Raw genomic sequence first — 26061 nt, 5'->3', positions numbered from 1 at the left:
GTGGCCTTCCTGGTAGGTGTTGCCGACCGAATCCTCGGTGAAGGCGCCGGCGGTGATCAGGCCCTGCTTGGTGCCGGTGATGGACATATAGGCGGGGGTTGCCATGGATGCATTCCTTGTCAGTGGTAGCCGGGACGACATGTCCTGGTGCGGCAGCTACCCAACAAGCTTCGTGCCAATAAAATATTTATCTTTTAAATCAAATTCTTGAAGAATCTCCCGGCCCGCACGAACACTTTCCCCTGGGTTTACCCCGAAAAAGTGAGCAAGTTGTTGCACAGTGCTATGCAAGAACTTGCTCACTTCATCGAAGACCCCGTCAGGCCTTGGCCCCAGCGTGGTATCCACAGCTTTTCCCGAAGTTATCCAGCAAAAAGTTGCACACCTGCCGAGTGCCTCAGAGCCAGTTCTTGAACTTGAACCAGAGGTACGGAAGGATCGCCGATACCACCATCATCCCCAGCGCCATCGGATAGCCGATGGACCAGTCCAGCTCGGGCATGTCCTTGAAGTTCATGCCGTAGACGGTGCCCACCAGGGTCGGCGGCAGGAACAGTACGGCGGCGATGGAGAACACCTTGATAATGCTGTTCTGCTCGATGTTGATCAGGCCAAGGGTCGCGTCGAGGAGGAAGTTGATCTCGGTGGACATCTTCGCCAGGTACTCGTCCAGCGAGCGCACATCGCGCTCCACGGTCTTCGCCAGCACCTTGGCCGGCTCGGAAAGCCAGCCGTTGCAACCCTGGCGGAAATAGCTGTTCATCCGATTGATGCTGAGCAGGCTGTCGTTGAGCTTGGACAGCAGCGAGCTGCTGCGCCCGAGGTGCTTGATGATCTGCTGCAGGTCGGTCTTCGGCTTGCGGGTCTGGGCGGTGGACTCGGCGAAGATCTCCCGCGACATGCTGCTCAGTTGCCCCTGTACGGCCTCCAACACGTCGGCGATGCGGTCCACCAGGCTGTCCATCATCAGGGCGAACAACTGGGTGCTGCTGCGGTTGGCGTCGAGCTGGCGGATGCAGCGGTTCTCGAACTCGCGGAACGAACGCAGGTCGGCGTAGCGCACGGTAATCAGCCATTTCTCGCTGAGGACGAAGGTCACTTCCTCTGTGCTCGGCCGGTGCTCGGTGATCCCGCCGACCACCGAAGTGGTCATGTAGAGGACGTTGCCGTCCTCGTAGAAGCGCGACGAATCCTCGATCTCGGCCATCTCCTCGCGGGTCGGGATGTTCACCTGCAGGTGGGATTCGAGCAGGCGCTCCTCTTCGGGGGTCGGGTGATGCAGGTCGATCCACAGGGTGCCCGGCGGCAACCCCCGCTGGGCATCGTCGTGCTGGCGTCGCTCCAGGCGGTCGCCGGAAAGGATGTAATAGGTGATCATGTCGGGTATCGCTACCTTCGCGGCCATCCGTTGGCCAAGCAGGGTGGACAACTTCCCGCCGCCGCACAAGCGGTACTTTGCGCCAGAACGAGGAACGCCCGATGAGCGAACAGGACGACAACCAGGAAGACGGCTTCGCCGAGGAAAAACTGATCCAGGCCATCGAGAACCAGATCGAAAGCGAGAATCCGCCGGCGGCGCGCGCCGTGTTCAACAAGCTGACCCTGGTCGGCTACGAGCGCGACGAGGCGCTGGGCATGATGGCCTACGTGCTGGCCCACGAGATCAACGCCATGCTCGCCGCCGACCGCGCTTTCGACAGCGCCGGCTACGAGCATGCGCTGCGTGCCCTGCCGACGTTGCCGGACGACGAATGAGCGGAGCCGGGCCGACTGGTGCCGGCGAATGCCCCTCGTATCCATGCGGTTTTGTTTCGCCAAACGCCTGCCGCTCTGGTAGAAAGGTGGCGCCCACTCTCCGTGCCACCTGCTTTCGCGGAGCGATACCGGATGCGATCCTGGTTCCACTTCCTGCCCATCTGCCTGCTGCTGGCCCTTTCCGGCCCGGCAGCGGCCGTCCCGACAGAACCCCTGGTGCTCGGCGCCGAAGACGACTGGTATCCCTATACTGCCTACAAGGACGGCCGCATCCAGGGCATGAGCGCGGACATCGTGCGGGCCGCCTTCAGGGCTGCGGACACGCCGGTCCAGCTCAATCCCTACCCCTACTCCCGCTGCATGAAGCTGGCCCTGAAAGGCTTGATCGCCGGCTGCTTCAATACCTCGCCGAACCCGCACATCCTCGCCGACTACCGTCTGCCCCGGCATCCGTTGTTCCGCGCGGAGATCCAGCTCTGGGCGCGACGCGACGAAGCGCGGCCGGTGAATGCGGAGCAGGCGCTGAGCGGACGGAAAGTCGCGGTGACCCTCGGCTATGAATACGGCGACGGCTTCGATCGCCGCCACGACCTGGTGCGCATCCCGGTGCGCAAGGACTACTACGGTTTCCTCATGCTCCAGCGCGGCCGCGTCGACTACGCCCTGGCCTACCGCAATACGGCTCGCCAGTTGTTCAGCGAACATCCCGAACTGGAAGGCCAGTTCCAGCCGGTGGCCACGGTCCACCGCCCGGAGCTGTACCTGTCGTTCTCGCGCCGCCACCCGCAGGCCGAGCATCTGCTCGAACGCTTCGACCTCGGCATGCAGCGCATCCTCGCCAGCGGCGAGTACCAGAAGATCCTCGACGGCTGGAGCCAGGCCGCCGACGCTACGCCCTAGTCCAACTACACTCACCGGTGCTCAACACCGCAAGGAGCCGACATGGCCTTCACTCCCGAGCTGATCGACGAACTGGAACTGCTGGCGCTCTTCAACCTGAACAACACCCAGGAAGGACTCAAGGTCCATCACACCGCCGACGGCAAGGCCGTCGCCGCCGCCCGACGCCTGCACGACAAGGGGCTGATCGACCAGCCCGACGGCGGCTACCTGACCAGTCTGGGGCTGGACGCCGCGGAGCAGGCACAGGGCCTGCTGACCATCCTCAAGGGTTGACGGAAGCGGCCATCGCGACCTGCTCCCGACAGGCCGCGACGGTTGCCCCGGTTCGCGGTGCGGTGCTCAAGCCGCCGCGCTTCCGGGCGATACAATGGCATGACCGGAGCCAGGCACGGCGCCTGGCCTTGCCTGTGCCCGGACGCCCATGAACCGACACCCCGCACTCAGCCTCGATCTCGACGATGGCATCGACCGCAAGGTCCTCGGCCAGTTGCGCCAACGCTTCCTGGCGGTCAATGCCGGTCGCCTGCAACGCGCCCGGCAGGCGTTGTCCAGCCGCCAGGAGCGGGTCCTGCGCCTGCTACCGCTGCTGTTCCACATCAACCATCCGCTGCTGCCGGGCTACCTGTCGGCCAGCACGCCAGCGGGCCTGAGCGGTTTCGAAGCGGACGACGAAGTACTCGCCGAAGCCCAGCGCCTGGCCCGTTCGTTTGTCTACAAGCCACGCAGGCAGGAACCCGCACAGCAGCCGATCCACGGCCTGTTCCTGATGGGCAGCCTGGGGAGCCTGGCCCAGGAGGAACAGAGCGATCTCGACCTCTGGGTCTGCCATGCCCCAGAACTGGAGCCCGGCGCGCGCCAGGAGCTGCGCCGCAAGTGCGCGTTGATCGAGGACTGGGCGCGCAGCCAGGGCAGCGAGGTGCACTGTTTCCTGATCGACGTCGCCCGTTTCGGCCAGGACGAACGCAAAGACTGGAAAGAGTCCGGCGGCGACGGCAATACCCAGCACTTCCTGCTGCTCGACGAGTTCTACCGTAGCGCGATCTGGCTCGGCGGACGCACCCCTCTATGGTGGCTGGTGCCGCCGGCCCATGAACGGCGCTACGACGAATACTGCCGGACCCTGCTCGGCAAACGCTTCATCCGCGCCGAAGAGGTGCTCGACCTCGGCCACCTGGCGCACATCCCCGCCCGGGAGTTCATCGGCGCCGGCCTCTGGCAGTTGTCCAAGGCCATCGATTCGCCCTACAAGTCGCTGCTCAAGCTGCTGCTCACCGAAGCCTACGCCAGCGAGCACCCGCGGGTCCGCTGCGTCGCCCTGCGCTTCAAGGAGCAGGTATTCGCCGGCCAACTCGATCTCGACGAACTGGACCCCTACGTCCTGGTCTATCGCCATCTCGAACGCTACCTGCGGGAACAGCAGGCGCCGGAACGCCTGGAACTCGTGCGGCGCTGCCTGTACCTCAAGGTCGGGCGCAAGCTCGGCGGTCGCCAGCGCCAGGCGCAGAAGGGCTGGCAGCACCTGTCGATGGAGCGGCTCGTCGCGGAATGGCAATGGGAGCCTCGCCGCTTGGCCCTGCTCGACAGCCGCAGCCAGTGGAAGATGCGCCAGGTGATGGAAGAGCGTCGCACGGTGGTCAACGAACTGACCTACAGCTACCGCCTGCTGTTCCAGATCGCCCGCCAGCAAGGCGCTGACAGCGGCATCGACAGCCGCGACCTGGGCCTGCTCGGCCGCCGCCTGTATGCCGCCTTCGAGCGCAAGGCAGGCAAGGTGGAGAACATCAACCCAGGGATCGCCCCGGATCTCGGCGAAGACGTCCTGACCCTGGTCCAGCTGCCCGCCGACGACGACCGCGAGCAGGCGCAGTGGGCGATCTTCCCCGGTGCCCTGGGCGCTCACCAGTGGCCTGACTACGCGCCGCTGAAACGCAGCCTCAGGCTGGTCGAGCTGCTCGCCTGGTGCCATCGCAACGGCGTCATCGACAGCGCCACCCGGCTGTCCCTGCATCCCGGCCAGAGCGACCTCGGCGATGCCGAACTGGACAATCTCCTGGGCAGCCTGCGGCAGTTCCTGCCGGTCCCCCTGGCGACCGTGGACGACGCCGACCTGCTGCAACCGCGTCGGCTCAAGAGCGTCCTGCTGCTGGTCAACGTCGGTGTCGACCCGCTGCGCCACCACAGCCAGATGAACCTGCACATGGCTACCGGGCGTACCGACGTGCTTGGTTATGCCGGGGTGCGCGACAACCTGGTGCTGACCCTCGACCAGCTCAGCCTCAACAGCTGGAACGAACTGACGGTGCGCCATTACGCAGGCCCCCAGGCGCTGCCCGAGTGCCTTGCCGAGTTCCTCGACGCCGTCCGCGAAAAGCCCGGAAGCCCGCCGCAGCCGCCTGAACTGATGGTGCGCTGCTTCTGTCGCAACCGGGCCGCCGCCATCGCCGTGCGGGTCGAAGAGCTGTTCCGCGAGACCTACGGGCAACTGCTTGGCGGCCAGCCAAGCCGCTACCTGCTGCAGATCCGCCAGCAGTACCACCTGCTGGAAATGTCGCCGGAAGCGGTCAGCCACGAGAGCCTGCCCGACCTGCCGAGCCTGCTCCAGCACCTGGGCCGCGAGCGAGATGGCTACAGCGCCCTGAAGCTGGATCGCCACGCCCTGGAGGGCGAGGACCTCGGGCTGATCCTGTCCATGGGGCGGCCGGACTGCATCCAGGTGTTCTACCGGCGCGACTTCGACAGCGCCGAGATCAGCCTGCTCGACGAACGCAACGCCCTCTGGCGCCAGCGCCAGGCATTGCGTGACGAACGCAGCCTGCTCGCACCGCTGCAGCGCTTCCTGCAATCGCTGCTGTACCGGCGCAACGCCCTGTCGCTGGCGGAACAGGTGCCGGCCGCGCTGGATATCCGCTACTACGAGTTGCTCTCCAACGACGGCAGAGTGCATGTCGAGCCTCGCGAGGCGCCGGAGGCCCTGGCCGGGCCCGCGCTGTACGAGCTACAGGCGCTACTCGAGCGCGGCGAACGCAAGCGCGTGCAGGTCACCCTGTACTGCGACCACCAGGAGTTTTCCGAACTGGAGTACGGCGTCGGCCTGTTCAAGGCGGTCGCCCGGCATATCCTGGCGCATCGCGCAGAAAGCGAACCCTACCCCTGCTACCTGACCGACCTCGACCTGTCGCGGCTGTTCGCCGACGAACAGCCGCAAACGCTGCACTATCTGCGTTATAAAAGCGTCCTGGAAACGGCGCTGAACCAGGCGCTGCTGGAACAATGACCCAGCGCCGCACCGCGCGGGGCTCGACAAGGACGTACGGATGGCACTCCTCGGTATTACCCTGCTCGCTGGCGCCGCATTCGTGGGCGGCTATCTCTACCGCCGCGGCCTGGATCGCCGGCGCTACCGCTTCATCCAGCAATTCCGCCTGCCGCCGCGGGTCACCCAGGCGGTCCGCGAGCGCTATCCGCAGCTCAGCGAGGAACAGGTCCAACGGGTGCTCGGCGGCCTACGCGAATACCTGCTGCTATGCCGCGCCGCCGGCAAGCGGATGGTCGCGATGCCGTCCCAGGTGGTGGATGTCGCCTGGCACGAACTGATCCTGCATACCCGGCTCTACCAGCACGTCTGCCGCAAGGGACTCGGGCGCTTCCTCCACCATACGCCGGCCCAGGCGATGCGCAGCCCCCGACAGGCCCAGGAGGGCATCCAGCGCGCCTGGAAGCTGGCCTGCCGCCGCGAGGGCATCGACCCACTGAATCCCACGCGCCTACCGCTGCTGTTCGCCCTCGACACGGAACTGGCGATCGCCGACGGCTTCCGCTACGCCCTGAACTGCGCGCAGCGGCAAGACGGCGGCGCAGCGGTGTATTGCGCCAGCCATATCGGTTGCAGCAGCGGCTGCGCCAGCGATAGCGGCAGTACCTTCGGTTCGGACGGACAGGATTCGCGCCACGGCTGCGGCGGCGATAGCGGCGGAGACGGCGGCAGCGGTTGCGGGGGTGGAGGATGCGGGGGCGGTGGGGGCGACTGAGGGTCGCGAAGCCCGTCGCCGAATGGCGACGGGCGAAAACCGATCAGCACGCGTAGTCGCCGGCGGCTTCCGGCTGGTATTCGATTTCCAGCAGGGTCAGCTTCAGCGTCTTCCCGCTCGGCGCCGGCCAGTCGATGGTCTGGCCGATGGTCAGGCCCAGCAGCGCGGTGCCCACCGGCGCGAGGATCGAGACCTTGCCTTCGCCGGCGACGTCTTCGGGATAGACCAGGGTCAGGGTGTACTCCTTGCCGCTGCTTTCCTCGCGGCAGCGCACGGTGGAGTTCATGGTCACGACGCCCGGCGGAATCTCGTCATGCCCCACCACCTGGGCGCGCGACAGTTCGGCCTCCAGCGCCTCGGCGGCGGGTCCGAATTCGTCCAGGCCATCCAGCAGGCGCTCCAGGCGCTGCAGGTCCAGACGAGTGATGGTGATCGGCGGCGTGCTCATGATCGCAGGCGTGCTCCTTGGTCCGGTTCGGTTGATCGATGAAAAGCAGGAATCGCAAAAAAGCAAAAACCCCGCCCGAAGGCGGGGTTTTCCCGGACACTAACACAGTCGCAGGAATTAGCAACATCCCCCCTATCAGGAGAGACGGCCCGCCAGCGACTGGCGTCGAGCGGCCTGTGACCTGATCTGCAAGCGGCGGGAATCGTCGGCCTTGCCCCACTCGCGGATTTCCGCCAGGGAACGTCCGCAGCCGACGCAAACGTCCGCATCGTCGAGGCAGCACAGGCGCCGGCAGGGCGAGGCCACCGCCGGCGGCGAAGCCTCAGAGGCCGGGGAACTCGACATCCTCGCCCCCCTGCTCCAGGGTCGCCCGGTTGAGCAGCGCGCCCAGCGGTTCCTGGCTGCCATCGTGGCGCCAGAGGCCGCTGGCCTCGTCGTAATCGAAGTGGAAGCCGCCCGACTTCGCCGCCACCCACAGCTGGCGCAACGGCGCCTGGCGGCTGAGGATCAGCTGCGAGCCGTTCTCGAAGCGTACGGTGAGCACGCCGCCGGCGTTCTCCAGGTCGAGGTCCAGGTCGCTGTCATCGAAGGCGTCTTCCACCTGCTGCTGGAGCGCATCGACCAGGTCGTGGAAACGCGCTTCATTCATCGTACTCATGCATTGCCTCGGCATTCGCTAACGGGAAAAAAGGCGGACGACTACCTTCGTCTTGCCCTATTCCGACAATTCTACGCTGGTATTGCCGTAGTCCGCGCTGTTTTGCCGCGACGCTCGCGGAAAACGCCGGCATCCCCTCTGCCGCAGGCCATTCCCCTGCAAGCCCCGGCACACCTGATCCGGCTCGCATAGGCAAGGCGCCGGGGGGTCGGTATACTCCGGAACAATTCACGTTTTCTACAAGGATTCCGTCATGAAGCGGCTGTTCCTGTCCTTCGTCGCGCTCGCCCTCCTCGCCGGCTCCATCGCCGCCTGCGGCCAGAAAGGCCCGCTGTACCTGCCGGACGACGAAAAAGCCAAGAAAGAACACAGCAAAGACCGCTACGGTTTCTGAGAGAGCGCCCATGGACACATTCAGTTACCGCGACGGTGAGCTGTTCGCGGAAGGGGTGGCGCTTTCCCGCATCGCCGAGCGTTTCGGCACGCCCACCTACGTCTATTCCCGCGCACACATCGAGGCCCAGTACCGCGCCTATGCCGATGCCCTCGCCGGCATGCCGCATCTGGTCTGCTTCGCGGTCAAGGCCAACTCCAACCTCGGGGTGCTGAATGTGCTGGCGCGCCTCGGCGCCGGTTTCGACATCGTTTCCCGCGGTGAGCTGGAGCGTGTCCTGGCCGCCGGCGGCGATCCGGCCAAGGTGGTGTTCTCCGGCGTCGGCAAGACCCGCGACGACATGCGCCGCGCCCTGGAAGTCGGCGTGCACTGCTTCAACGTCGAGTCCGGCGAAGAGCTGGAGCGCCTGCAACGGGTAGCTGCGGAACTCGGCGTGAAAGCGCCGGTATCGCTGCGGGTCAACCCGGACGTGGACGCCCAGACCCACCCCTATATCTCCACCGGCCTGAAAGAGAACAAGTTCGGCATCGCCATCGACGAGGCCGAGGCGGTCTACGCCCGCGCCGCCGAGCTTGACCACCTGGAGGTGATCGGCGTCGACTGCCACATCGGCTCGCAGTTGACCCAGCTGGAGCCCTTCCTCGACGCCCTCGAGCGCCTGCTCGGGCTGGTCGACCGCCTGGCCGGCAAAGGCATCGGCATTCGCCACCTGGACCTCGGTGGTGGCCTCGGGGTGCGCTACCGCGACGAACAGCCGCCGCTGGCCGGCGACTACATCCGCGCCATCCGCGAGCGCCTGCACGGCCGCGACCTGACCCTGGTGTTCGAGCCGGGCCGGTCCATCGTCGCCAACGCCGGCGTGCTGCTGACCCGTGTCGAGTACCTCAAGCACACCGAGCACAAGGATTTCGCCATCGTCGACGCGGCGATGAACGACCTGATCCGCCCGGCTCTCTACCAGGCCTGGATGGACGTGCAGGCGGTACGCCCGCGCGACGCCGCGCCGCGCCGCTACGACCTGGTCGGGCCGATCTGCGAGACCGGTGACTTCCTCGCCAAGGATCGCGACCTGGCGCTCGCCGAAGGCGACCTCCTGGCGGTGCGCTCGGCCGGCGCCTACGGCTTCGTCATGAGCTCGAACTACAACACCCGCGGCCGCGCCGCCGAGGTGCTGGTGGATGGCGAGCAGACCCACGAGGTCCGTCGCCGCGAGACCGTCCAAGAGCTCTACGCCGGCGAAAGCCTGCTGCCGCAGTGAGGCCCAGACCATGCTTTTGCGCTTCACCAAGATGCATGGCCTGGGCAACGACTTCATGGTCCTCGACCTGGTCAGCCAGCACGCCCATGTGCAGCCCAAGCACGTCAAGCTCTGGGGCGACCGCAACACCGGAATCGGCTTCGACCAGTTGCTGATCGTCGAAGCCCCGAGCAGCCCCGACGTCGACTTCCGCTACCGGATCTTCAACGCCGACGGCTCCGAGGTCGAGCAGTGCGGCAACGGCGCTCGCTGCTTCGCCCGCTTCGTTCAGGACAAGCGCCTGACGGTGAAGAAGAGCATCCGCGTAGAAACCAAGGGCGGCATCATCGAGCTGAATATCCGCCCGGACGGCCAGGTCACGGTGGACATGGGTCCGCCGCGCCTGGCCCCGGCCGAGATACCGTTCCAGGCCGAGCGCGAAGCCTTGTCCTATGAGATAGAGGTGAATGGCCAGCGCGTCGAACTGGCCGCGGTATCCATGGGCAATCCCCATGGCGTGCTGCGCGTCGAGAACGTCGACAGCGCACCGGTACACAGCCTCGGTCCGCAACTGGAAGTCCATCCGCGCTTCCCGAAGAAGGCCAACATCGGCTTCCTCCAGGTGCTCGATCCGCACCATGCGCGCCTGCGCGTCTGGGAGCGCGGCGTCGGCGAGACCCAAGCCTGCGGCACCGGCGCCTGCGCCGCGGCGGTTGCCGGGATTCGCCAGGGCTGGCTGCAATCGCCGGTGCAGATCGACCTCCCCGGCGGCCGCCTGCACATCGAGTGGGCAGGTCCCGGCCAGCCCGTTATGATGACCGGGCCTGCCGTCCGCGTGTATGAAGGCCAGGTCCGCCTGTAAGGGCCGTCGCCCGCGAGAACCGAGACGCTTATGACCGAGAAAAGCCAGGAACCGACAGCAGCGCTGGACGCCGAGCAGGTGGCCGCCTATCTGAGCCAGCACCCGGAGTTCTTCGTCGAGCATGACGAGCTGATCCCCGAGTTGCGCATCCCACACCAGCCCGGCGACGCAGTGTCGCTGGTGGAGCGCCAGGTACGCCTGCTGCGCGAGCGCAACATCGAGATGCGCCACCGGCTCTCGCAACTGATGGACGTGGCCCGCGAGAACGACCGCCTGTTCGACAAGACCCGCCGCCTGGTCCTCGACCTGCTCGACGCCACCAGCCTGGAAGACGTGGTCAGTACCGTCGAGGACAGCCTGCGCCACGAGTTCCAGGTGCCCTACGTGAGCCTGATCCTGTTCAGCGACAGTAGCGTCTCGGTGGGCCGCTCGGTGAGCAGCGCGGAGGCGCACCAGGCCATCGGCGGCCTGCTCTCCGGCGGCAAGACCGTCTGCGGCGTGCTGCGTCCGCACGAACTGGCGTTCCTCTTCGGCGAGAGCGACCGCGACGAGATCGGCTCCGCAGCGGTGGTCTCCCTGAGTTTCCAGGGCCTGCACGGCGTGCTCGCCATCGGCAGTCCCGATCCGCAGCATTACAAGAGTTCCCTCGGCACCCTGTTCCTCGGCTACGTCGCCGAGGTCCTGGCCCGCGTGCTGCCGCGTTTCTCCTCGCCGCTGCGCTCGGTCCGCTGAGCGCGGCGGGCGGTCCGAGATGCGCGCCGACCTGGATGCCTTCCTCGAACATCTGCGCAGCGAGCGCCAGGTCTCCGCGCACACCCTCGACGGCTACCGCCGCGACCTGCTGAAGATCCTCGCCCTCGCCGAAAAGGCCGGGCTCTCCGACTGGAACGCCCTCGACACCCGCAGCCTGCGCACCTTCGTCGCCCGCCTGCACCAGCAGGGCCAGTCCAGCCGCAGCCTGGCACGGCTGCTCTCGGCGACGCGCGGCCTCTACCAGTACCTGCTACGCGAAGGGCGCTGCCGGCACGACCCTGCCAACGGCCTGAGCGCGCCGAAGAGTCCGCGCAAGCTGCCCAGGACCCTCGACGCCGACCGCGCCCTGCAATTGCTCGACGGTGCCGTGGAGGATGACTTCATCGCCCGCCGCGACCAGGCCCTGCTGGAGCTGTTCTATTCCTCCGGGCTGCGCCTCTCGGAACTGGTCGGCCTCGATCTCGAATGGCTGGACCTCAAGGAAGGCCTGGTGCGAGTGCGCGGCAAGGGCAACAAGGTCCGCGAGCTGCCGGTCGGCAAGGCCGCGCGCCAGGCGCTCGAAGCCTGGCTGCCGCTGCGCGCCCAGGCCGCTCCGGAAGACGGTGCGGTGTTCATCGGTCGCGGCGGCAAGCGCCTGACGCCGCGGGCGATCCAGCTGCGGGTGCGCCAGGCCGGCGTCCGCGAGCTGGGCCAGCACCTGCACCCGCACATGCTGCGGCACTCCTTCGCCAGCCATCTGCTGGAGTCGTCCGGCGACCTGCGCGCCGTGCAGGAACTGCTCGGCCACGCCGACATCGCCACGACCCAGATCTATACCCACCTGGACTTCCAGCACCTGGCCTCGGTCTACGACCGCGCCCATCCCCGCGCCAAGCGCAAGGGCAACGCCGATGGAGGCAACGACCCATGAGCAGCCTGCGACTGATCACCTTCGACCTCGACGACACCCTGTGGGACGTCGCCCCGGTGATGAACAACGCCGAGGCCCTGCTCCGCGAATGGCTGGCGAGCAACGCGGCGCGCCTGGGTCCGGTACCCATCGAGCACTTGTGGGCGATCCGCACCCGCCTGCTGGATCGCGAGCCGATGCTGCGCCACCGTCTCAGCGAGCTGCGCCGGCGCATCCTGTTCCATGCCCTGCTCGACGCCGGTTATCCACAGGCGGAGGCGGAAAGCCTGGCCGAGGCCGGTTTCCAGGTATTCCTCGAAGCGCGCCACCGGGTCACCCTGTTTCCCGAGGTCCACCCGACCCTGGAGATCCTCGCCGACCGCTTCACCCTCGGCGTGCTCACCAACGGCAACGCCGACGTGCGCCGCCTGGGCCTGGCCGACTACTTCCGGTTCGCCCTCTGCGCCGAGGAACTGGGCGTCGGCAAGCCCGACCCGACGCCATTCCGCGAAGCCCTGAAGCGCGCCGGCGTCGAGGCCTCGGCAGCGGTACACATCGGCGACCACCCCAGCGACGACATCGCCGGAGCGCGCCGCGCCGGCATGCGTGCCATCTGGTTCAACCCAAGCGGCAAGCCCTGGGCCGGGGAGGAAGAGCCGAGCGCGGAGATCCGCAGCCTCGCCGAGCTGCCGGCCCTGCTCGCCCGCCTGCAATGACGGACCGGGCCCCCGGTCGCGGGTAGCGCCTAGGCACGCGAAGCGCTGGCCTTTAAGCGCCCGACCCCGCGCAAGATGGAAAACGCCACCGCAACGGCAGCCAACGTCAGCGACACGCCGAAAAGCAGCAACGCCGTCGACGCACCGAAGCGATCCGCGATCAACCCGGTGAAGATCACCGGCAGGCTGAAGCCGAGGTAGGCCAACAGGAAGTAGCCCGCGCTGGCCCGCGGCTTTTCCGCACCGGCCAGGACATTCACCGCCGACAGCCCGCCCAGGTAGGTGAAGCCGTAGCAGGAACTGCTCGCGCCCAGCGCACCGAACAGCACCGCAGCCAGTGAGCCGTGGATCGCGCCCCAGGCCAGCAGGGCATAGCTCGGCGGCAGGATCACCAGCCCCAGGCAGGTCGCCGAGGCCGGCGCCATCCGCCGCGCCAGCGGCTGGAACAGCAGGCCGCAGCTGATCACGGTGAAGGTCGAGAAGCCCGACCAGCGCGCCAGCCCGTGGGCCGCCAGCAGCGAAGGCAGGACCGCGATGACCAGACCCACAGTGGCCCATGCCAGCAGGATCGAGAGGCCGTACGGCAGGCTGCCGGCGGGAAAGAACGGCAGCCGCAGCATCGGCGTATCGCGCCCGCGCGGCGCCTCGTCCGGCAGGCCCGCCACCGCCGCCAGGGCCACGCAGGCCAGTCCCAGCTGGACCCAGAAGCTGCCGGGCACCAGGCTCTCCCGGAACAGCAGGAACAGACTGGTCAGTGCCGCGCCGAGGCCGAAGCCGAGCGAGGTGCTGGCGGTCACCCAGTTGGCCGAGGTGCGAGAATCCCCGCCCGCGATCAGTTCGCTCATGTAGGCCGTCCCGGTGGCCGATGCCAGGGCCGTGCCGACGCCGAGCAACAGGCGCGCCACGCCGAGCGCCTCCAGGCGCGGCCAGAGCGCCATCACCAGGGTGGCCACCATCGACAGCAGCAGCGCGACGACGATCGGCGGCTTGCGCCCGATCCGATCGGACAACCCGCCGAGTACCAGCAGCACCGGCAGTACGCCGAGCACATAGCCGGAGAAAGCGCTGGCGGTAGCTGCCGCGCCGTAGCCGGAAAGCTCCGCGTAGGCGGTGTACAGCGGCGCCTGGAGGTTCACCGCCAAGGTGATCAGGCACAGGCCGAAGGCCAGGCATGCGGCGTGGCGACGGGTATTGCTCATGCGTTTCTCCGTTCAAGGGCCTGCCGCGGCAGAGCGGTGGGCATTGGCTAGCCCGCGAGAAGAGGCGTCGACTATCCGGCGCGGCGGCGCTACGGAACAAGTAACAGCTGTTCGGATTTGTGCTTAACTGTTCGCCCCAAAAGACCAAACAGTGAGTCAGGCATGCACCTCCGGATCGACCGCAATGCCAGCGAGCCGCTGGTGCAGCAGATCGTCGCAGGGGTCAGCGGCTGGATCCGCGGCAATCGCGTCCGCGCCGGCACGCGGATTCCGTCGATACGCCAGTTGGCCAGGGAAAACCAGCTCAGCCAGTCCAGCGTGATCGAGGCCTACGACCGCCTGGTCGCCCTGGGGATGCTGGAATCGCGGCACGGCTCGGGGTTCTTCGTCGCCGAGGCGCCCGCCGCCACTACCGACCTCGACAGCGAATGGCACGAAGGCGCGGAAAACGCATGGGGCCAGTTCAGCGGCAGCTCGACGAAACTCAAGCTCGGCTGCGGCTGGATTCCGGACAGTTGGCGGGAAGTCGAGGAACTCAGCTACGCGATCCGCCAGGTCGCCCGCAGCGAACTCGCCGGGCTGTTCGACTACAGCACTCCGCTGGGCCTGCCGGCGCTGCGCCAGCACATCCAGAAACGCCTGCGGCTGATCGATATCCATGTCGACCCGGAGCAGATCCTCACCACCACCGGCGCCAGCCATGCCCTCGACCTGTTGGTACGCACGCTGCTCAAGCCGGGCGACGTGGTGGTGGTGGAGAACCCCGGCTACTACAACCTGTTCAACCTGCTGAAGTTCCACGGGGTGAAGATGCTCGGCGTGCCGCGCACCCGCCACGGCCCGGACACCGCCGCGCTGGAGACGATCCTCCGCGCGCACAAGCCGAAGTTCCTTTTCACCAACAGCATGTACCACAACCCCACCGGCACCAGCCTCAGCCCCTCAGTGGCCCACCGCGTGCTGCAACTGGCCGAGCAGCATGATTTCCACATCGTCGAGGATGACATCTACGCCGACTTCCAGAACGGCCCCAGCACCCGCCTGGCAACCCTCGATTCGCTGCGCCGGGTGATCTACCTGGCGAGCTTTTCGAAGACCCTCAGTTGCTCGCTACGGGTCGGCTACCTGATCGCCGGCCCCGAGCTGATCCGGCGCCTGGCGGATGTGAAGATGTACACCAGCATCGGCAGCCAGCGCTTCGCCGAATGCGTGGTCTCGACCATGCTCGCCAACGGCAGTTACCGCAAGCTGGTGCAACGCCTGCGCCAGCGCCTGACCCGGCAGATGGCGGCGACCCTGCGGGTGCTTGGGGACAACGGCTGGGAGGTGTTCGCCGAACCGGTCGGCGGGATGTTCGTCTGGGCCCGTATCGGCGACTACCCGTTCGCCGAATTGCAGGCCGTGGCGACACGCCTGGACGTGCTGCTGTCGCCGGGCAGCGGCTTCAGCCCGGAAGGCGAGGAGAGCGACTGGCTGCGTATCAACATCGCCTATGCCAGCGACCCGCGGGCCCTGGCGTTCTTCGAAGCGTTCGGGTGAGGCGCGCTCTTGCCCTCCCCTGCCTCACTGGTAGTCGAGCAGGATCACCATCGCGGCCAGGACCGAGCCGGGCGTGATTTTCTCGGCGGTCTGCACATAGGACGCTTTCATCGGGATCCAGTAAGCCCCGCCGGTGTTCTTGTCGTACGCGGTCACCGGCAACGAGAGTCCCATCCGTAGCGGCACGCCGGCCTCGTCGGTGACCCGGATCGATACGCCGGTCGCGGTGCTGCCCGCCAGGCGCGGCAATACACCCGAGCCTTCGGCCACCGCGCCCCCCACCGCTTGAAGGCTGTAGCCGACGCGGTTGTACCCGCGAGGACAGCCGGCCACTACCAGATTGAACGGGGTAACGGCCGCGTAGGTGCCGACGCCGTTCAGCCGGGCGGCAGCGATCGACTGCAGCTTCACGGTCTGGTCGGCGACCTGGCAGGTCGCATTGATCGTGGTGACGCTCCCGGTCAACCTGATGGAGGAGGTGCCAGACGCGATAAGCCCGTCCTTGTAGGTAATGAGGAAGTACGAGTTGAAGGCTCCGCTCGCGAACTGGCCGTCGGAGAGCGGCGTCGAGTTGCGGAACAACTGGATCTCCGCGATTTGCGAGAAAGTGCCCTTGAAACGGCTGCTCGCCGGTATGCCATCCAGCAGCAGGCGCACCGAGAGGCCCGGCACGTTGGTATTCAGGTCCGGACCATCGACCGGGTCCCAGACACTTCCCTTGTTGTACAGAGAGACGCCGATGAGATCGCAGCTGGGCTTGCCGCACAGTTGCATGGGAGTGAACGTGTAGCGCGACATGACACTTCCCTCGGGAAGGATCGAGGGCACGGCGATATCGCGGCCGCCGAAAGCGTACAGATTGGCAGCCATGCTGGTGCCGGCGGGAACGAACAGGACTGCCGCGAGCAGCAGGGTTCGACGGAACGTCTTGAACTCCATGGGATGACAACCGATGTGTCCGGCATGTCCGGGAAAATCCGCCGGAACCGGAGTGAACTTGATGGGTGGCTAATCTTTTCAGAACACCTGGAAAGGAGCCATAAGACAGGACCTACACGGCTCCGCGAATCCGCCTAAGAATCGCTAGGAAAATTCTTAAGCAAGCTCTACAGCTCGCTCTCCGGCAACCCCGGACGCCGCTTGGAGCGCCTGGATGGCAAGCAGCTTCGGTTGACGATGTGGAACGGTAGCGCTGCCACCGGAAAGGAAAAGGCCTTGGCCCGTCGCCAGCCGTGCCTGAACAGGCGAAAGATCGGCTCGCCAACCGGGATGCGGCGGGGCGAGATGCCCGTCAAAGTGACCGGCGCCATAGCACAAGGCCCGCCATCCCTTGCGGGAGGCGGGCCTTGGGATGGCGCGAAATCAGATGGGGCGGCTGCCGTACTTGCTGTCCGGCTTCTTCGGCGGATCGGCCACCACGTTGGGTTCGATCTCCTGCACCTTTCCACCGCGGGAAAGGAACTCCTCCATCGCCTTGGCGAGGGCGTCACGCTCTTTCTGCTTGGCTTCGACCGAGGGCAGCTCCTCTTCCACCACGGCGGCTTTCGCCTTCTTCCCGGGGGCGGGGGCCTCGTCGCCGTCGCCGCTGTCCGCTTCGCCGTCGTCGGCCGCGGCCAGCTCTTCGCCGTCGTCCTCGTCAGCGCCGTCCAGCTCGTCCTGTTCCAGTTCTTCTTCGCTCATGGTCAACCTCTCGGTGCTGCAAAAGCAGGTTAGTTATAGCCCAGCCGCGCGTTTTGATGAGCGCCGCCGGAAAAAATTCATACTGACTCGCCCTGCCAGGTGGCGAGCACGCGCCGTGCCCCGCCCCTGTCCCGGTGTTCACCGAGATAGATCCCCTGCCAGGTGCCCAGTGCCAACCCTCCCGACTGTATCGGCAGGGTCAGTTGGCAGCCCAGCAGGCTGGCCTTGAAATGCGCCGGAAGGTCGTCCGGACCTTCGTCGTTGTGTTCATAGCCGACTTCGCCGCGTGGCGCCAGCCGCTCGAAAAAACGCTCGAAATCCCGGCGTACGGCAGGATCGGCATTTTCATTCAGGGTCAGTGAAGCCGACGTATGTTGCAAAAGCAGGTGCAGCAGGCCGACCCGGCACCGCCGAAGCTCCGGCAAGGCGTCGAGTATCTCCTCGGTGACGAGGTGAAAGCCCCGCGGACGCGGGCGCAAGGTGATCAGGGTCTGCTGCCACATGCTGCTGTTCCAAATCGGCTCCGATCCGTCGCGCCGCGCATTCTAGCGCGGCATTTGAAAAAGCAAAGAGCGTAAGAGGCAGACCTGTGAAAGCTGATGGTGGCGCAGTCCGCTGGCAGTCACTGAAAGACCGGTTGCGGAAAGGTGGTGGCAGTCGCGGGAAGCGCCCAGGACTTTCGACGCACAAGGGCATGGCGTTCGGCGAAGGCGAGCGCGGGAGGCAAACCGACGCCCGGCGGAAAGCCGGGCGCCGGCAGGTATTACAGGTTGTAGCCGCGCTCGTTGTGCAGCGCCAGGTCGAGGCCGACCGCTTCCTCTTCCTCGGTGACCCGCAGGCCCATGACCAGGTCCAGCACCTTGAGGATCACGAAGGTCACCACGGCGGTGTAGACCACGGTGAAGGCCACGCCCTTGAACTGCACGAAGAACTGCGCGCCGATGTCCTCCACGCTGCCGAAGCCGCCCAGCGACGGCGCCGCGAAGATCCCGGTGAGCAGCGCGCCGACGATACCGCCGACCGCATGTACGCCGAAGGCGTCGAGGGAATCGTCGTATTTCAGCGCGCGCTTGAGACTGGTGGCGGCGAAGAAACAGATCACCCCGGAGGCCAGGCCGATCACCAGCGCGCCCATCGGACCGGCGGTGCCGGCGGCCGGGGTGATGGCCACCAGACCGGCGACCACGCCGGACGCGATGCCCAGGGCGCTCGGCTTGCCGTGGGTGATCCACTCGGCGAACATCCAGGCCAGGGCCGCGGCGGCGGTGGCGATCTGGGTCACCAGCATGGCCATCCCGGCGGTGCCGTTGGCGGCGGCGGCGGAACCGGCGTTGAAACCGAACCAGCCGATCCACAGCATGGCCGCCCCGACCAAGGTGTAGCCGAGGTTGTGCGGCGCCATCGGCGTGGTCGGGTAGCCCTTGCGCTTGCCCAGCACCAGGCAGGCGACCAGACCGGCGATACCGGCGTTGATGTGCACCACGGTGCCGCCGGCGAAGTCCAGCACGCCCCAGTCCCACATCAGGGCGCCGTCACCGCTCCAGACCATGTGCGCGATCGGCGCGTAGACCACGGTGAACCAGACCGCCATGAAGATCAGCATCGCCGAGAACTTCATGCGCTCGGCGAAGGCGCCGACGATCAGCGCCGGAGTGATGATCGCGAAGGTCATCTGGAAGGTGATGAACACGCTTTCCGGGAACAGCGCGGTGGCGGAAGTCAGGCCGTCGGCGGTGAGACCGCTGAGGAAGGCCTTGTCCAGTCCGCCGACGAAGGAATTGAAGTTGAGGACGCCCTTCTCCATCCCGGCGGTATCGAACGCCAGGCTGTAGCCATAGACCACCCAGAGAATGGTGATCAGGCCGGTGATGGCGAAGCACTGCATCATGATCGACAGCACGTTCTTCGCTCGCACCATGCCGCCGTAGAACAGCGCCAGGCCGGGGATGGTCATGAGCAGGACGAGCGCAGTGGAGATCAGCATCCAGGCGGTGTCGCCGCTGTTCAGGACGGGCTCCTCGGCGGCCAGGGCGACGCCCGGCAAAGCGAGGGACAATAGGGCTCCTAGCCCTGCGATCTTACGCAGAGTCATGTTGGTATTCTCCTGGGGCTTTTGGGGGTTCGGTTGGGCTTAGATCGCGTCGGTATCGGTTTCGCCGGTACGGATGCGGATGGCCTGTTCCAGGTTCACCACGAAGATCTTGCCGTCACCGATCTTGCCGGTATTGGCCGCCTTGGTGATCGCCTCGATGACGCGGTCCAGCTGGTCGTCGGCGATCGCCACGTCGATCTTCACCTTGGGCAGGAAGTCGACGACGTACTCGGCGCCGCGATACAGCTCGGTGTGGCCCTTTTGCCGGCCGAAACCCTTGACCTCGGTCACCGTGATGCCCTGCACACCGATCTCGGACAACGACTCGCGGACGTCGTCCAACTTGAACGGCTTGATGATGGCAGTGACTAGCTTCATGAAACTCTCTCCCGTGTTTGGTGGACTCGCCCCAGGAAAACGAACCCGAGGACAGTCTAAGCGCAGTGTCTGGCTTTGTAACGCGCCGGTCCCTCTGGGAAGCATGATCGGGACCCTCCGCCCCGACCTGGCCCTGCTGCGGCCGTTCGATGCCGCAACCTGCCGGCCTCCCGCAACCGCCTCATCTGCCGCACCGGTACTGCTTCAGTGCACGCCTCACACCGGCCAAAGCAGAAAGCTTGCCAGCTCCGGCAAATCCGCCGGATTTCAAGCCCTTAGCCGCCAACCCGGGGATAGTGCGGAACGCCGGCCTCCGGGCGGCGCACCAAATAGGCGCAGACGCGCTCCGACAGTTGCGCAAAAAGTGTGCAATGGCCCTCCCGCGAGCGCCGCCGACATCGTGCTAGACTGCCGCCCACTCGTTACCGGAACCCTCGCCATGCTGCCGCCCAAAGCCGTCTTCGAAGCCCTCAGCCAACAAGCCAGCCGCCTGTTCGCCGGCGAATCGCCGTTGCCCAAGGCCGAGCTGGAGTCGCAGTTCCGCGCCCTGATGCAGAGCGCTTTCAGCAAGCTCGACCTGGTCAGCCGCGAGGAATTCGACAGCCAGATGCTGGTCCTCGCCCGCACCCGCGCACGGCTGGAAGCCCTGGAGGCCAAGGTGGCGGAACTCGAAAGCAAGCTGACGCCGCCCGCCGACTGATCCTCCCCCCTGCGAGCGGCGTGAGATCAAGGAGCGATCCATGTCCCTGGCGATTGTCCACAGCCGAGCCCAGGTCGGCGTCGAAGCCCCCTGCGTCAGCGTCGAGGCGCACCTGGCCAACGGCCTGCCTTCGCTGACCCTGGTCGGCCTGCCGGAAACCGCGGTGCGCGAGAGCAAGGACCGCGTGCGCAGCGCCCTGCTCAATGCCGGTTTCGACTTCCCCGCGCGGCGCATCACCCTCAACCTCGCCCCCGCCGACCTACCCAAGGACGGCGGTCGCTTCGACCTGGCCATCGCACTCGGCATCCTCGCCGCCAGCGGCCAGTTGCCCGGCACCGCCCTCGACGGCCTGGAGTGCCTCGGCGAACTGGCCCTGTCCGGGGCGATCCGGCCAGTGCGAGGCGTATTGCCGGCCGCGCTGGCGGCGCGCGACGCAAGGCGCGTTCTGGTGGTACCGAAGGAAAATGCCGAAGAGGCCAGCCTGGCCAGCGGGCTGACGGTGTTCGCCGTGGACCACCTGCTGGAGATCGCCGGACACCTCTCCGGCCAGGCCCCGCTGCCGCCCTACCAGGCCCGCGGCCTGCTCCGCGCGCCCTTCCCTTATCCAGACCTGGCCGAGGTCCAGGGCCAGGCCGCCGCCAAGCGCGCCCTGCTGGTGGCCGCCGCCGGCGCGCACAACCTGTTGCTCAGCGGCCCGCCGGGCACCGGCAAGACCCTCCTGGCCAGCCGCCTGCCCGGCCTGCTGCCGGCGCTCGACGAGGACGAAGCCCTGGAGGTCGCGGCGATCCATTCGGTGGCCAGCCACGTCCCCCTCAGGCACTGGCCGCAGCGACCGTTCCGCCAGCCGCACCACTCCGCCTCCGCGCCGGCCCTGGTCGGCGGCGGCAGCCGCCCGCAGCCGGGCGAGATCACCCTGGCGCACCAGGGCGTGCTGTTCCTCGACGAACTGCCGGAGTTCGAGCGCAAGGTCCTGGAGGTCCTGCGCGAGCCGCTGGAAAGCGGCGAGATCGTCATTGCCCGGGCCAACGGCCGGGTACGTTTCCCGGCGCGCTTCCAACTGGTGGCGGCGATGAATCCCTGTCCCTGTGGCTACCTCGGCGATCCCAGTGGCCGCTGCCGCTGCACCCCGGAACAGGTCCAGCGCTACCGGGGCAAGCTGTCCGGACCGCTGCTCGATCGCATCGACCTGCACGTCAGCGTGCTCCGCGAAAGCACCAGCCTGCAGCCAGGACACGGCGAAACCGCTACCGCCGAGGTCAGCGAACGGGTGGGCGCCGCACGGCAACGGCAACTGGCCCGCCAGGGCTGCGCCAATGCCCATCTCGATCTCCAGGCGATGCACCGCAATTGTGCACTCGCCGAAGCGGACCGCCGCTGGCTGGAGGCTGCCGGAGAGCGCCTGGAACTTTCCTTGCGCGCCTTGCATCGCATACTCAAGGTGGCCCGGACGCTGGCCGACCTGGAGCGCATCGATGCCATCGAACGCCGGCACCTGGCGGAAGCCCTGCAGTATCGGGCAATGACCTCCACGTGAAGCGTAATAATTCAGCAAAGCTATCGATTAAGGCTTTTCGAATCAAATTAGCTATCACGATGTGTTAGGCTGTTTCGTCTTCCGCCTTCGGCGGGCAATCCGATCACAAGGAGAGCTAGCTTACATGGAGACACCCACTACCCCCCGGAGCACCCTGAATCCTCCGGTCTTCTATACCTCCGCCGCCCTGATCCTGGCCCTGGTGCTGTTTACCGTCCTCCTCCAGGAAGAAGCGCAATCGCTGTTCAACCACGTCCAGCAATGGATCATCACCAACGCCAGCTGGTTCTACGTACTGGCCGTGGCGCTGATCCTGATCAGCGTGGTGTTCCTCGCCGTCAGCCGCTACGGCGACATCAAGCTCGGCCCCGACCACAGTCGTCCCGACTACCGCAACACCACCTGGTTCGCCATGCTGTTCTCCGCCGGCATGGGCATCGGCCTGATGTTCTTCGGCGTTGCCGAACCGGTGATGCACTTCACCACCCCGCCGGTGGGCGAGCCGAACACCGTGCAGGCGGCGAAGGAAGCGATGAAGCTGACCTTCTTCCACTGGGGCCTGCATGCCTGGGCGATCTACGCCATCGTCGCGCTGATCCTGGCCTTCTTCAGCTATCGCCACGGCCTGCCGCTGACCCTGCGCTCGGCGCTGTATCCGCTGATCGGCGAACGTATCTACGGCCCCATCGGCCACGCGGTGGATATCTTCGCGATCATCGGCACCGTGTTCGGCGTGGCGACTTCGCTCGGCTACGGCGTGCTGCAGATCAACAGCGGCCTGCACCACCTGTTCGGCTGGCCGGTAAACCAGACCGTGCAGATCGCCCTGATCGCCGCCACCTGCGGCCTCGCCACGCTCTCGGTGGCCAGCGGACTGGACCGCGGCATCCGCATCCTGTCCGAACTGAACCTGAGCCTGGCGGTGATCCTGCTGCTCTTCGTGCTGGTCCTCGGGCCGACCGTGTTTCTCCTGCAGACCTACGTGCAGAACACCGGGGCCTACCTGTCCGACATCGTCAACAAGACCTTCAACCTGTACGCCTACGAGCCCACCGACTGGATCGGCGGCTGGACCCTGCTGTACTGGGGCTGGTGGCTGTCCTGGTCGCCCTTCGTCGGCCTGTTCATCGCCCGTATCTCGCGCGGCCGCACCATCCGCGAGTTCGTCTGCGGCGTGCTGTTCGTCCCGGCCGGCTTCACCCTGCTGTGGATGACGGTGTTCGGCGATACCGCCATCCACATGGTCCTGCAGGAGGGCTTCACCCAGTTGGCCGAAGTGGTCAACCAGGACAGTTCGGTGGCGCTGTTCGCCTTCCTCGAGCACTTCCCGCTGGGCAGCGTGATCTCGCTGGTGGCGGTGCTGATGGTGGTGGTGTTCTTCGTCACCTCGGCCGACTCCGGCGCGCTGGTGGTGGACATGCTAGCCTCCAGCGGCAAGGACCACTCGCCGCTCTGGCAGCGGATATTCTGGTCGGTGCTGATGGGCGTGGTGGCCATCGCCCTGCTCCTCGCCGATGGCCTCAAGGCGCTGCAAACCGCGACCATCGCCAGCGCGCTGCCATTCTCCATCGTGCTCCTGGCGTCGATCTGGGGCCTGTTCAAGGCGCTGCACCTGGATGCCACCAAGCGCGGCATCCGCTACCAGGCGCTGACCTTCTCCCGCCCCACCACGCGCAGCGGCGCAAGCGAGGGCGACGGTTGGCAGCGCCGCCTGCGCAACATCGCCATGTTCCCAAGGCGCAGCCACGTCAACCGCTTCATCACCGATGTGGCGCGACCGGCCTGCGAGGACGTCGCCGCCGAACTGCGCAAGCAGGGCTACGAAGTCCAGGTGCAGGACGGCGAGGACGGCCGGGTTCGGCTGGAAGTCAGCCACGGCGGCGAGGTCGATTTCATCTACGAGGTGCGTCCGCGCGCCTTCACCACGCCGAGCTTCGTGATGCGCGACACCGAGGACAGCAGCGAGTCGCGCAAGTATTTCCGCGCCGAGGTCCATCTCCAGGAAGGCGGCCAGGACTACGACATCATGGGCTGGAGCCGCGACGGCGTGATCGGCGACATCCTCGACCAGTACGAGCGGCACATGCACTTCCTGCACGTGGTGCGCTGAGGGATGCGGGGGCCGGCCAATGCCGGCCCCTCGCCGTTTCGCCTACTGGATCTGCTCCGGAGTGACGATCACCCAGTTCCTGTCCGCCGTCACCGGCAGGCCGGCCTTGGCCTGTGCGGCGGAATGCTGCTTGATCATGCCGTTGATCTGCTCCATGTACTTGGCCTTGCGGTTGACCCACAGGTGCACGCCGTTTTCCGCGGTGCCGTTGAACAGCATGTAACCGTCGCTGTCCGGGGTATCGCCGGCGACCAGGATCGGCCGCTTCCAACGGTCGATGTAGGTGAGGATCGCAGCCTGCTTGCCGGCCATCCAGGTCGCCGGGGTCCACAGGTAGGGGGTCACCTCCAGGTCGAGGTTGGCCTTGGGATCGTACTTGCCCTCGGCGATCTGCTTGCGCGCAGTGGTCAGCTCGCCGGTCTTGCGGTTCTTCAGCAGGGTGGTGACGCCGATGACGTTCTCCGGCTTGGCGTTGTAGCCATACCTGGGGTCCGCCGCGACCATCCGCACCAGTTCCTCATGGGCCGCGCTGATCACGTAGACCTCGATGCCGTTTTCCATCAGCTTGTTGTACAGCTCGCGCTGGCCGCTGAACACGCGCGGCGGCTCGACGTCGAGCGTGGCGAGCTTGTCGCCGTCGTAATAGGTGGCGGGGATCGGCTTGCCGTAGGCCATCAGTTCGTCGACATAGCCCTTCAGTTCCCTGAGGGTGAAGCCTGAGAACACCTGGGCGACCCAGGGATAGCAGACCATGTCGTCGATCTCGCAAAGCCGGTAGTAGTAGCTGAACAGGCTCTCCTTGTGCCCGGCCTGGTCCTTGAACGGGATCAGTTTCAGCGAAGGGTCGAGCCTGTCGCGGGTCAGCACGCCCTTCATTTCCAGATAGGGCAGCAGCGATTCTTCCAGGTCGTAGCGATAGCTGGTGTTGTCCATGTCGAACACGGCATAGGCGCCCTTGTTCGCGTTGGCCTCGATCAGTGCATTCAGTTGCCTGGCGGCGGGGGCCGGCCAGTGCTCGAGTTCGGTGGCGCTGGCCTGGCCGACTGCGGCGGCGAGCGCCAGCGCGGCGAGTATTCCTTTGGCGAAGGTCATGGCGGGTTCCTTTGGGCGGTTGGAAGGAAGCTCCGTCCCCTGCCGCTCCCGACAGGCAACGACCAACGACCCTAGCGCAAACCCTGCGCCCGGCCCAGCGACGGCAGCGACCTGTAACGTCGCGTCAGCGCCAGGAGTTGTCCGGCGGCGTCACGCCAGCCGCTCGACGACGGGCAGACGCATCGCCGCCACCTCCGCGAGGAGGAAGTCGCGCAATCGCTGGAAGCGTTCCTGTCCCCTGCGGGCACGAGGCCAGACCAGGTGATAGCTTTCGCCGCTGGCCACCGCCACCGGCCAGGGCAGGCCGATGCGGCCCTGGGCGACATCCTCGGCGACCATCACCAGGTCGCCGATGGACACGCCATAGCCTCGCGCGGCGGCGACGATGCCCAGTTCCAGCGTGTCGAACACCTGGCCGCCCTTGAGCGACACCTCCTCCCCCAGCCCGGTCCGTTGCAGCCAGCGTCGCCAGTCGCGACGATCCGGCGTGGGGTGCAGCAACTCGCTGTCACGCAGGCGTTGGAGGGTCCAGGGCTCCACGGCCTCGTCGGGATCGCAGACCGGCACCAGCCATTCGGCGAACAGCGCTGCCGTTTCCCATTCCGGGCTGAACTGGCCGCTGCCCAGCAACACCGCGCAGTCGAAAGGCTCGCGCTGGAAGTCCACCGAGTCCACATCCATCCAGGCACTGGTGAGCTGCACCTCGATATCCGGGTTCAGGTGGCGGAAGCGGCTCAGGCGCGGTAGCAGCCAGCGCAGGGTAAGGGTGGAAGGCGCCTTCAGGCGCAGGGTGGCGTCGTCCACACGCAGGGCGGTGCAGGCCCGTTCCAGCGCATCGAAGCCGTCGCGCAGCCCGGGCAGCAGCAGGCGTGCCGGCTCGGTCAGCTGCAACTGGCGGCCATGGCGCTCGAACAGACGACAACCGAAGTGCTCCTCCAGGGTACGGATGTGCCGGCTCACCGCGCTCTGGGTTATCGCCAGTTCCTCGCCGGCGCGGGTGAAAGAGGCGTGCCGGGCGGCAGCCTCGAAGGCGCGCAGGGCATACAGCGGGGGCAGGCGACGGGTCATTGGGGAATTACCTCTTTCATGACTTT

At 66.5% G+C, this 26061-nt stretch carries 28 protein-coding genes and 1 pseudogene; 15 read left to right on the top strand and 14 right to left on the bottom strand.

Annotated features, from left to right (window positions below; genetic code table 11):
• From JHD77_RS22785 to JHD77_RS22775, 3 genes and pseudogenes are all read right to left on the bottom strand, one after another.
• A pseudogene (locus JHD77_RS22785) lies at positions 1-105 on the bottom strand (Hcp family type VI secretion system effector); the annotation flags it as partial.
• Between the two features lie 51 nt (positions 106-156).
• The gene (locus tag JHD77_RS22780; RefSeq protein ID WP_126624814.1) at positions 157-348 is read right to left on the bottom strand and encodes a hypothetical protein; all 192 of its coding nucleotides are present in this window, start codon (positions 346-348) and stop codon (positions 157-159) included.
• 49 nt (positions 349-397) lie between these two features.
• On the bottom strand, positions 398-1378 hold the full coding sequence (locus JHD77_RS22775) for a magnesium transporter CorA family protein (protein ID WP_003096411.1): 981 nt from the start codon (positions 1376-1378) through the stop codon (positions 398-400).
• A 101-nt stretch (positions 1379-1479) separates the two neighbouring features.
• Between JHD77_RS22775 and JHD77_RS22770 the strand changes: the two genes are divergently transcribed.
• The 5 genes from JHD77_RS22770 (at position 1480) to JHD77_RS22750 (ending at position 6686) form a co-directional block, all read left to right on the top strand.
• Positions 1480-1755: a hypothetical protein gene (locus tag JHD77_RS22770; RefSeq protein WP_003114340.1), complete on the top strand. Its 276-nt coding sequence runs from the start codon at positions 1480-1482 to the stop codon at positions 1753-1755.
• 132 nt (positions 1756-1887) lie between these two features.
• Complete coding sequence (locus JHD77_RS22765; protein WP_003096415.1) at positions 1888-2655, top strand: substrate-binding periplasmic protein; 768 nt, start codon at positions 1888-1890, stop codon at positions 2653-2655.
• A gap of 42 nt (positions 2656-2697) precedes the next feature.
• Positions 2698-2931 (top strand): TIGR02647 family protein, encoded by a 234-nt coding sequence (locus tag JHD77_RS22760; RefSeq protein WP_003096418.1) that lies wholly within the window; start codon positions 2698-2700, stop codon positions 2929-2931.
• A gap of 148 nt (positions 2932-3079) precedes the next feature.
• A complete protein-coding gene (locus JHD77_RS22755; protein ID WP_031756743.1) occupies positions 3080-5932 on the top strand; it encodes a class I adenylate cyclase in 2853 nt (950 codons plus the stop codon).
• Between the two features lie 40 nt (positions 5933-5972).
• Positions 5973-6686, top strand: coding sequence for a glycine-rich domain-containing protein (locus JHD77_RS22750; RefSeq protein ID WP_003114342.1), 714 nt, complete (start codon positions 5973-5975; stop codon positions 6684-6686).
• Positions 6687-6729: 43 nt separating this feature from the next.
• Here JHD77_RS22750 and rnk read toward each other — a convergent pair whose 3' ends face one another.
• The 3 genes from rnk to cyaY form a co-directional block, all read right to left on the bottom strand.
• Entirely contained in the window at positions 6730-7134 is a 405-nt protein-coding gene (rnk, locus tag JHD77_RS22745; protein WP_031756744.1) for a nucleoside diphosphate kinase regulator, read from the bottom strand.
• A gap of 135 nt (positions 7135-7269) precedes the next feature.
• A complete protein-coding gene (locus JHD77_RS22740; RefSeq protein ID WP_003161172.1) occupies positions 7270-7479 on the bottom strand; it encodes a DUF1289 domain-containing protein in 210 nt (69 codons plus the stop codon).
• Positions 7457-7792: an iron donor protein CyaY gene (cyaY, locus tag JHD77_RS22735; RefSeq protein ID WP_003121284.1), complete on the bottom strand. Its 336-nt coding sequence runs from the start codon at positions 7790-7792 to the stop codon at positions 7457-7459. Before cyaY ends, JHD77_RS22740 begins: the two co-directional genes overlap by 23 nt.
• Before the next feature lie 253 nt (positions 7793-8045).
• On the opposite strand from cyaY, the gene lptM reads away from it, so the two are divergent.
• Genes lptM through JHD77_RS22705 form a run of 6 tightly spaced genes read left to right on the top strand, consistent with a single transcriptional unit; the run spans position 8046 to position 12643 of the window.
• Complete coding sequence (gene lptM / locus JHD77_RS22730; RefSeq protein WP_003096430.1) at positions 8046-8186, top strand: LPS translocon maturation chaperone LptM; 141 nt, start codon at positions 8046-8048, stop codon at positions 8184-8186.
• A 10-nt stretch (positions 8187-8196) separates the two neighbouring features.
• The gene (gene lysA / locus JHD77_RS22725) at positions 8197-9444 is read left to right on the top strand and encodes a diaminopimelate decarboxylase (RefSeq protein ID WP_003118055.1); all 1248 of its coding nucleotides are present in this window, start codon (positions 8197-8199) and stop codon (positions 9442-9444) included.
• A gap of 10 nt (positions 9445-9454) precedes the next feature.
• Complete coding sequence (dapF, locus tag JHD77_RS22720) at positions 9455-10285, top strand: diaminopimelate epimerase (RefSeq protein ID WP_003114344.1); 831 nt, start codon at positions 9455-9457, stop codon at positions 10283-10285.
• 30 nt (positions 10286-10315) lie between these two features.
• Positions 10316-11017 (top strand): DUF484 family protein, encoded by a 702-nt coding sequence (locus tag JHD77_RS22715; protein ID WP_003096433.1) that lies wholly within the window; start codon positions 10316-10318, stop codon positions 11015-11017.
• Between the two features lie 19 nt (positions 11018-11036).
• The gene (gene xerC / locus JHD77_RS22710) at positions 11037-11948 is read left to right on the top strand and encodes a tyrosine recombinase XerC (RefSeq protein WP_003096434.1); all 912 of its coding nucleotides are present in this window, start codon (positions 11037-11039) and stop codon (positions 11946-11948) included.
• Positions 11945-12643 carry an HAD family hydrolase gene (locus tag JHD77_RS22705; RefSeq protein ID WP_003121285.1) on the top strand — a complete coding sequence of 233 codons (699 nt, stop codon included), beginning with the start codon at positions 11945-11947 and terminating at the stop codon, positions 12641-12643. The genes xerC and JHD77_RS22705 overlap by 4 nt, the downstream gene beginning before the upstream one ends.
• Positions 12644-12672: 29 nt before the next feature.
• On the opposite strand, the gene JHD77_RS22700 is transcribed toward JHD77_RS22705, so the two are convergent.
• Positions 12673-13842: an MFS transporter gene (locus tag JHD77_RS22700; protein ID WP_003118057.1), complete on the bottom strand. Its 1170-nt coding sequence runs from the start codon at positions 13840-13842 to the stop codon at positions 12673-12675.
• Positions 13843-14004: 162 nt separating this feature from the next.
• Here JHD77_RS22700 and JHD77_RS22695 point away from each other — a divergent pair, with 162 nt between their 5' ends.
• Entirely contained in the window at positions 14005-15381 is a 1377-nt protein-coding gene (locus tag JHD77_RS22695) for an aminotransferase-like domain-containing protein (RefSeq protein WP_003098233.1), read from the top strand.
• A 24-nt stretch (positions 15382-15405) separates the two neighbouring features.
• On the opposite strand, the gene JHD77_RS22690 is transcribed toward JHD77_RS22695, so the two are convergent.
• The 5 genes from JHD77_RS22690 to glnK form a co-directional block, all read right to left on the bottom strand.
• The gene (locus tag JHD77_RS22690) at positions 15406-16320 is read right to left on the bottom strand and encodes a fimbrial protein (RefSeq protein ID WP_003114348.1); all 915 of its coding nucleotides are present in this window, start codon (positions 16318-16320) and stop codon (positions 15406-15408) included.
• A 423-nt stretch (positions 16321-16743) separates the two neighbouring features.
• The gene (gene sutA, locus JHD77_RS22685; RefSeq protein ID WP_003098240.1) at positions 16744-17061 is read right to left on the bottom strand and encodes a transcriptional regulator SutA; all 318 of its coding nucleotides are present in this window, start codon (positions 17059-17061) and stop codon (positions 16744-16746) included.
• A gap of 77 nt (positions 17062-17138) precedes the next feature.
• Positions 17139-17564 (bottom strand): secondary thiamine-phosphate synthase enzyme YjbQ, encoded by a 426-nt coding sequence (locus JHD77_RS22680; protein ID WP_003096441.1) that lies wholly within the window; start codon positions 17562-17564, stop codon positions 17139-17141.
• A 260-nt stretch (positions 17565-17824) separates the two neighbouring features.
• On the bottom strand, positions 17825-19153 hold the full coding sequence (locus JHD77_RS22675) for an ammonium transporter (protein ID WP_003109815.1): 1329 nt from the start codon (positions 19151-19153) through the stop codon (positions 17825-17827).
• Between the two features lie 39 nt (positions 19154-19192).
• Complete coding sequence (gene glnK / locus JHD77_RS22670; RefSeq protein ID WP_003096476.1) at positions 19193-19531, bottom strand: P-II family nitrogen regulator; 339 nt, start codon at positions 19529-19531, stop codon at positions 19193-19195.
• A 439-nt stretch (positions 19532-19970) separates the two neighbouring features.
• Here glnK and JHD77_RS22665 point away from each other — a divergent pair, with 439 nt between their 5' ends.
• The 3 genes from JHD77_RS22665 (at position 19971) to betT (ending at position 23875) form a co-directional block, all read left to right on the top strand.
• Entirely contained in the window at positions 19971-20231 is a 261-nt protein-coding gene (locus JHD77_RS22665; RefSeq protein ID WP_003096478.1) for an accessory factor UbiK family protein, read from the top strand.
• A gap of 40 nt (positions 20232-20271) precedes the next feature.
• On the top strand, positions 20272-21765 hold the full coding sequence (locus JHD77_RS22660) for a YifB family Mg chelatase-like AAA ATPase (protein WP_003098248.1): 1494 nt from the start codon (positions 20272-20274) through the stop codon (positions 21763-21765).
• 124 nt (positions 21766-21889) lie between these two features.
• The gene (betT, locus tag JHD77_RS22655) at positions 21890-23875 is read left to right on the top strand and encodes a choline BCCT transporter BetT (protein ID WP_003096496.1); all 1986 of its coding nucleotides are present in this window, start codon (positions 21890-21892) and stop codon (positions 23873-23875) included.
• A 42-nt stretch (positions 23876-23917) separates the two neighbouring features.
• Here the strand turns inward: betT and pchP are convergent, their stop codons facing one another.
• Together pchP and JHD77_RS22645 are read right to left on the bottom strand one after the other, a co-directional pair.
• Positions 23918-24967, bottom strand: coding sequence for a phosphorylcholine phosphatase (gene pchP, locus JHD77_RS22650; RefSeq protein ID WP_003110458.1), 1050 nt, complete (start codon positions 24965-24967; stop codon positions 23918-23920).
• Positions 24968-25117: 150 nt separating this feature from the next.
• Positions 25118-26035: a LysR substrate-binding domain-containing protein gene (locus tag JHD77_RS22645; RefSeq protein ID WP_003098255.1), complete on the bottom strand. Its 918-nt coding sequence runs from the start codon at positions 26033-26035 to the stop codon at positions 25118-25120.
• Between the last annotated feature and the right edge of the window lie 26 nt (positions 26036-26061).

This window comes from Pseudomonas sp. P20, from assembly GCF_016463925.1.
Lineage (GTDB): Bacteria > Pseudomonadota > Gammaproteobacteria > Pseudomonadales > Pseudomonadaceae > Pseudomonas > Pseudomonas aeruginosa.
This window is presented reverse-complemented; position numbering and strand designations above follow the sequence as displayed.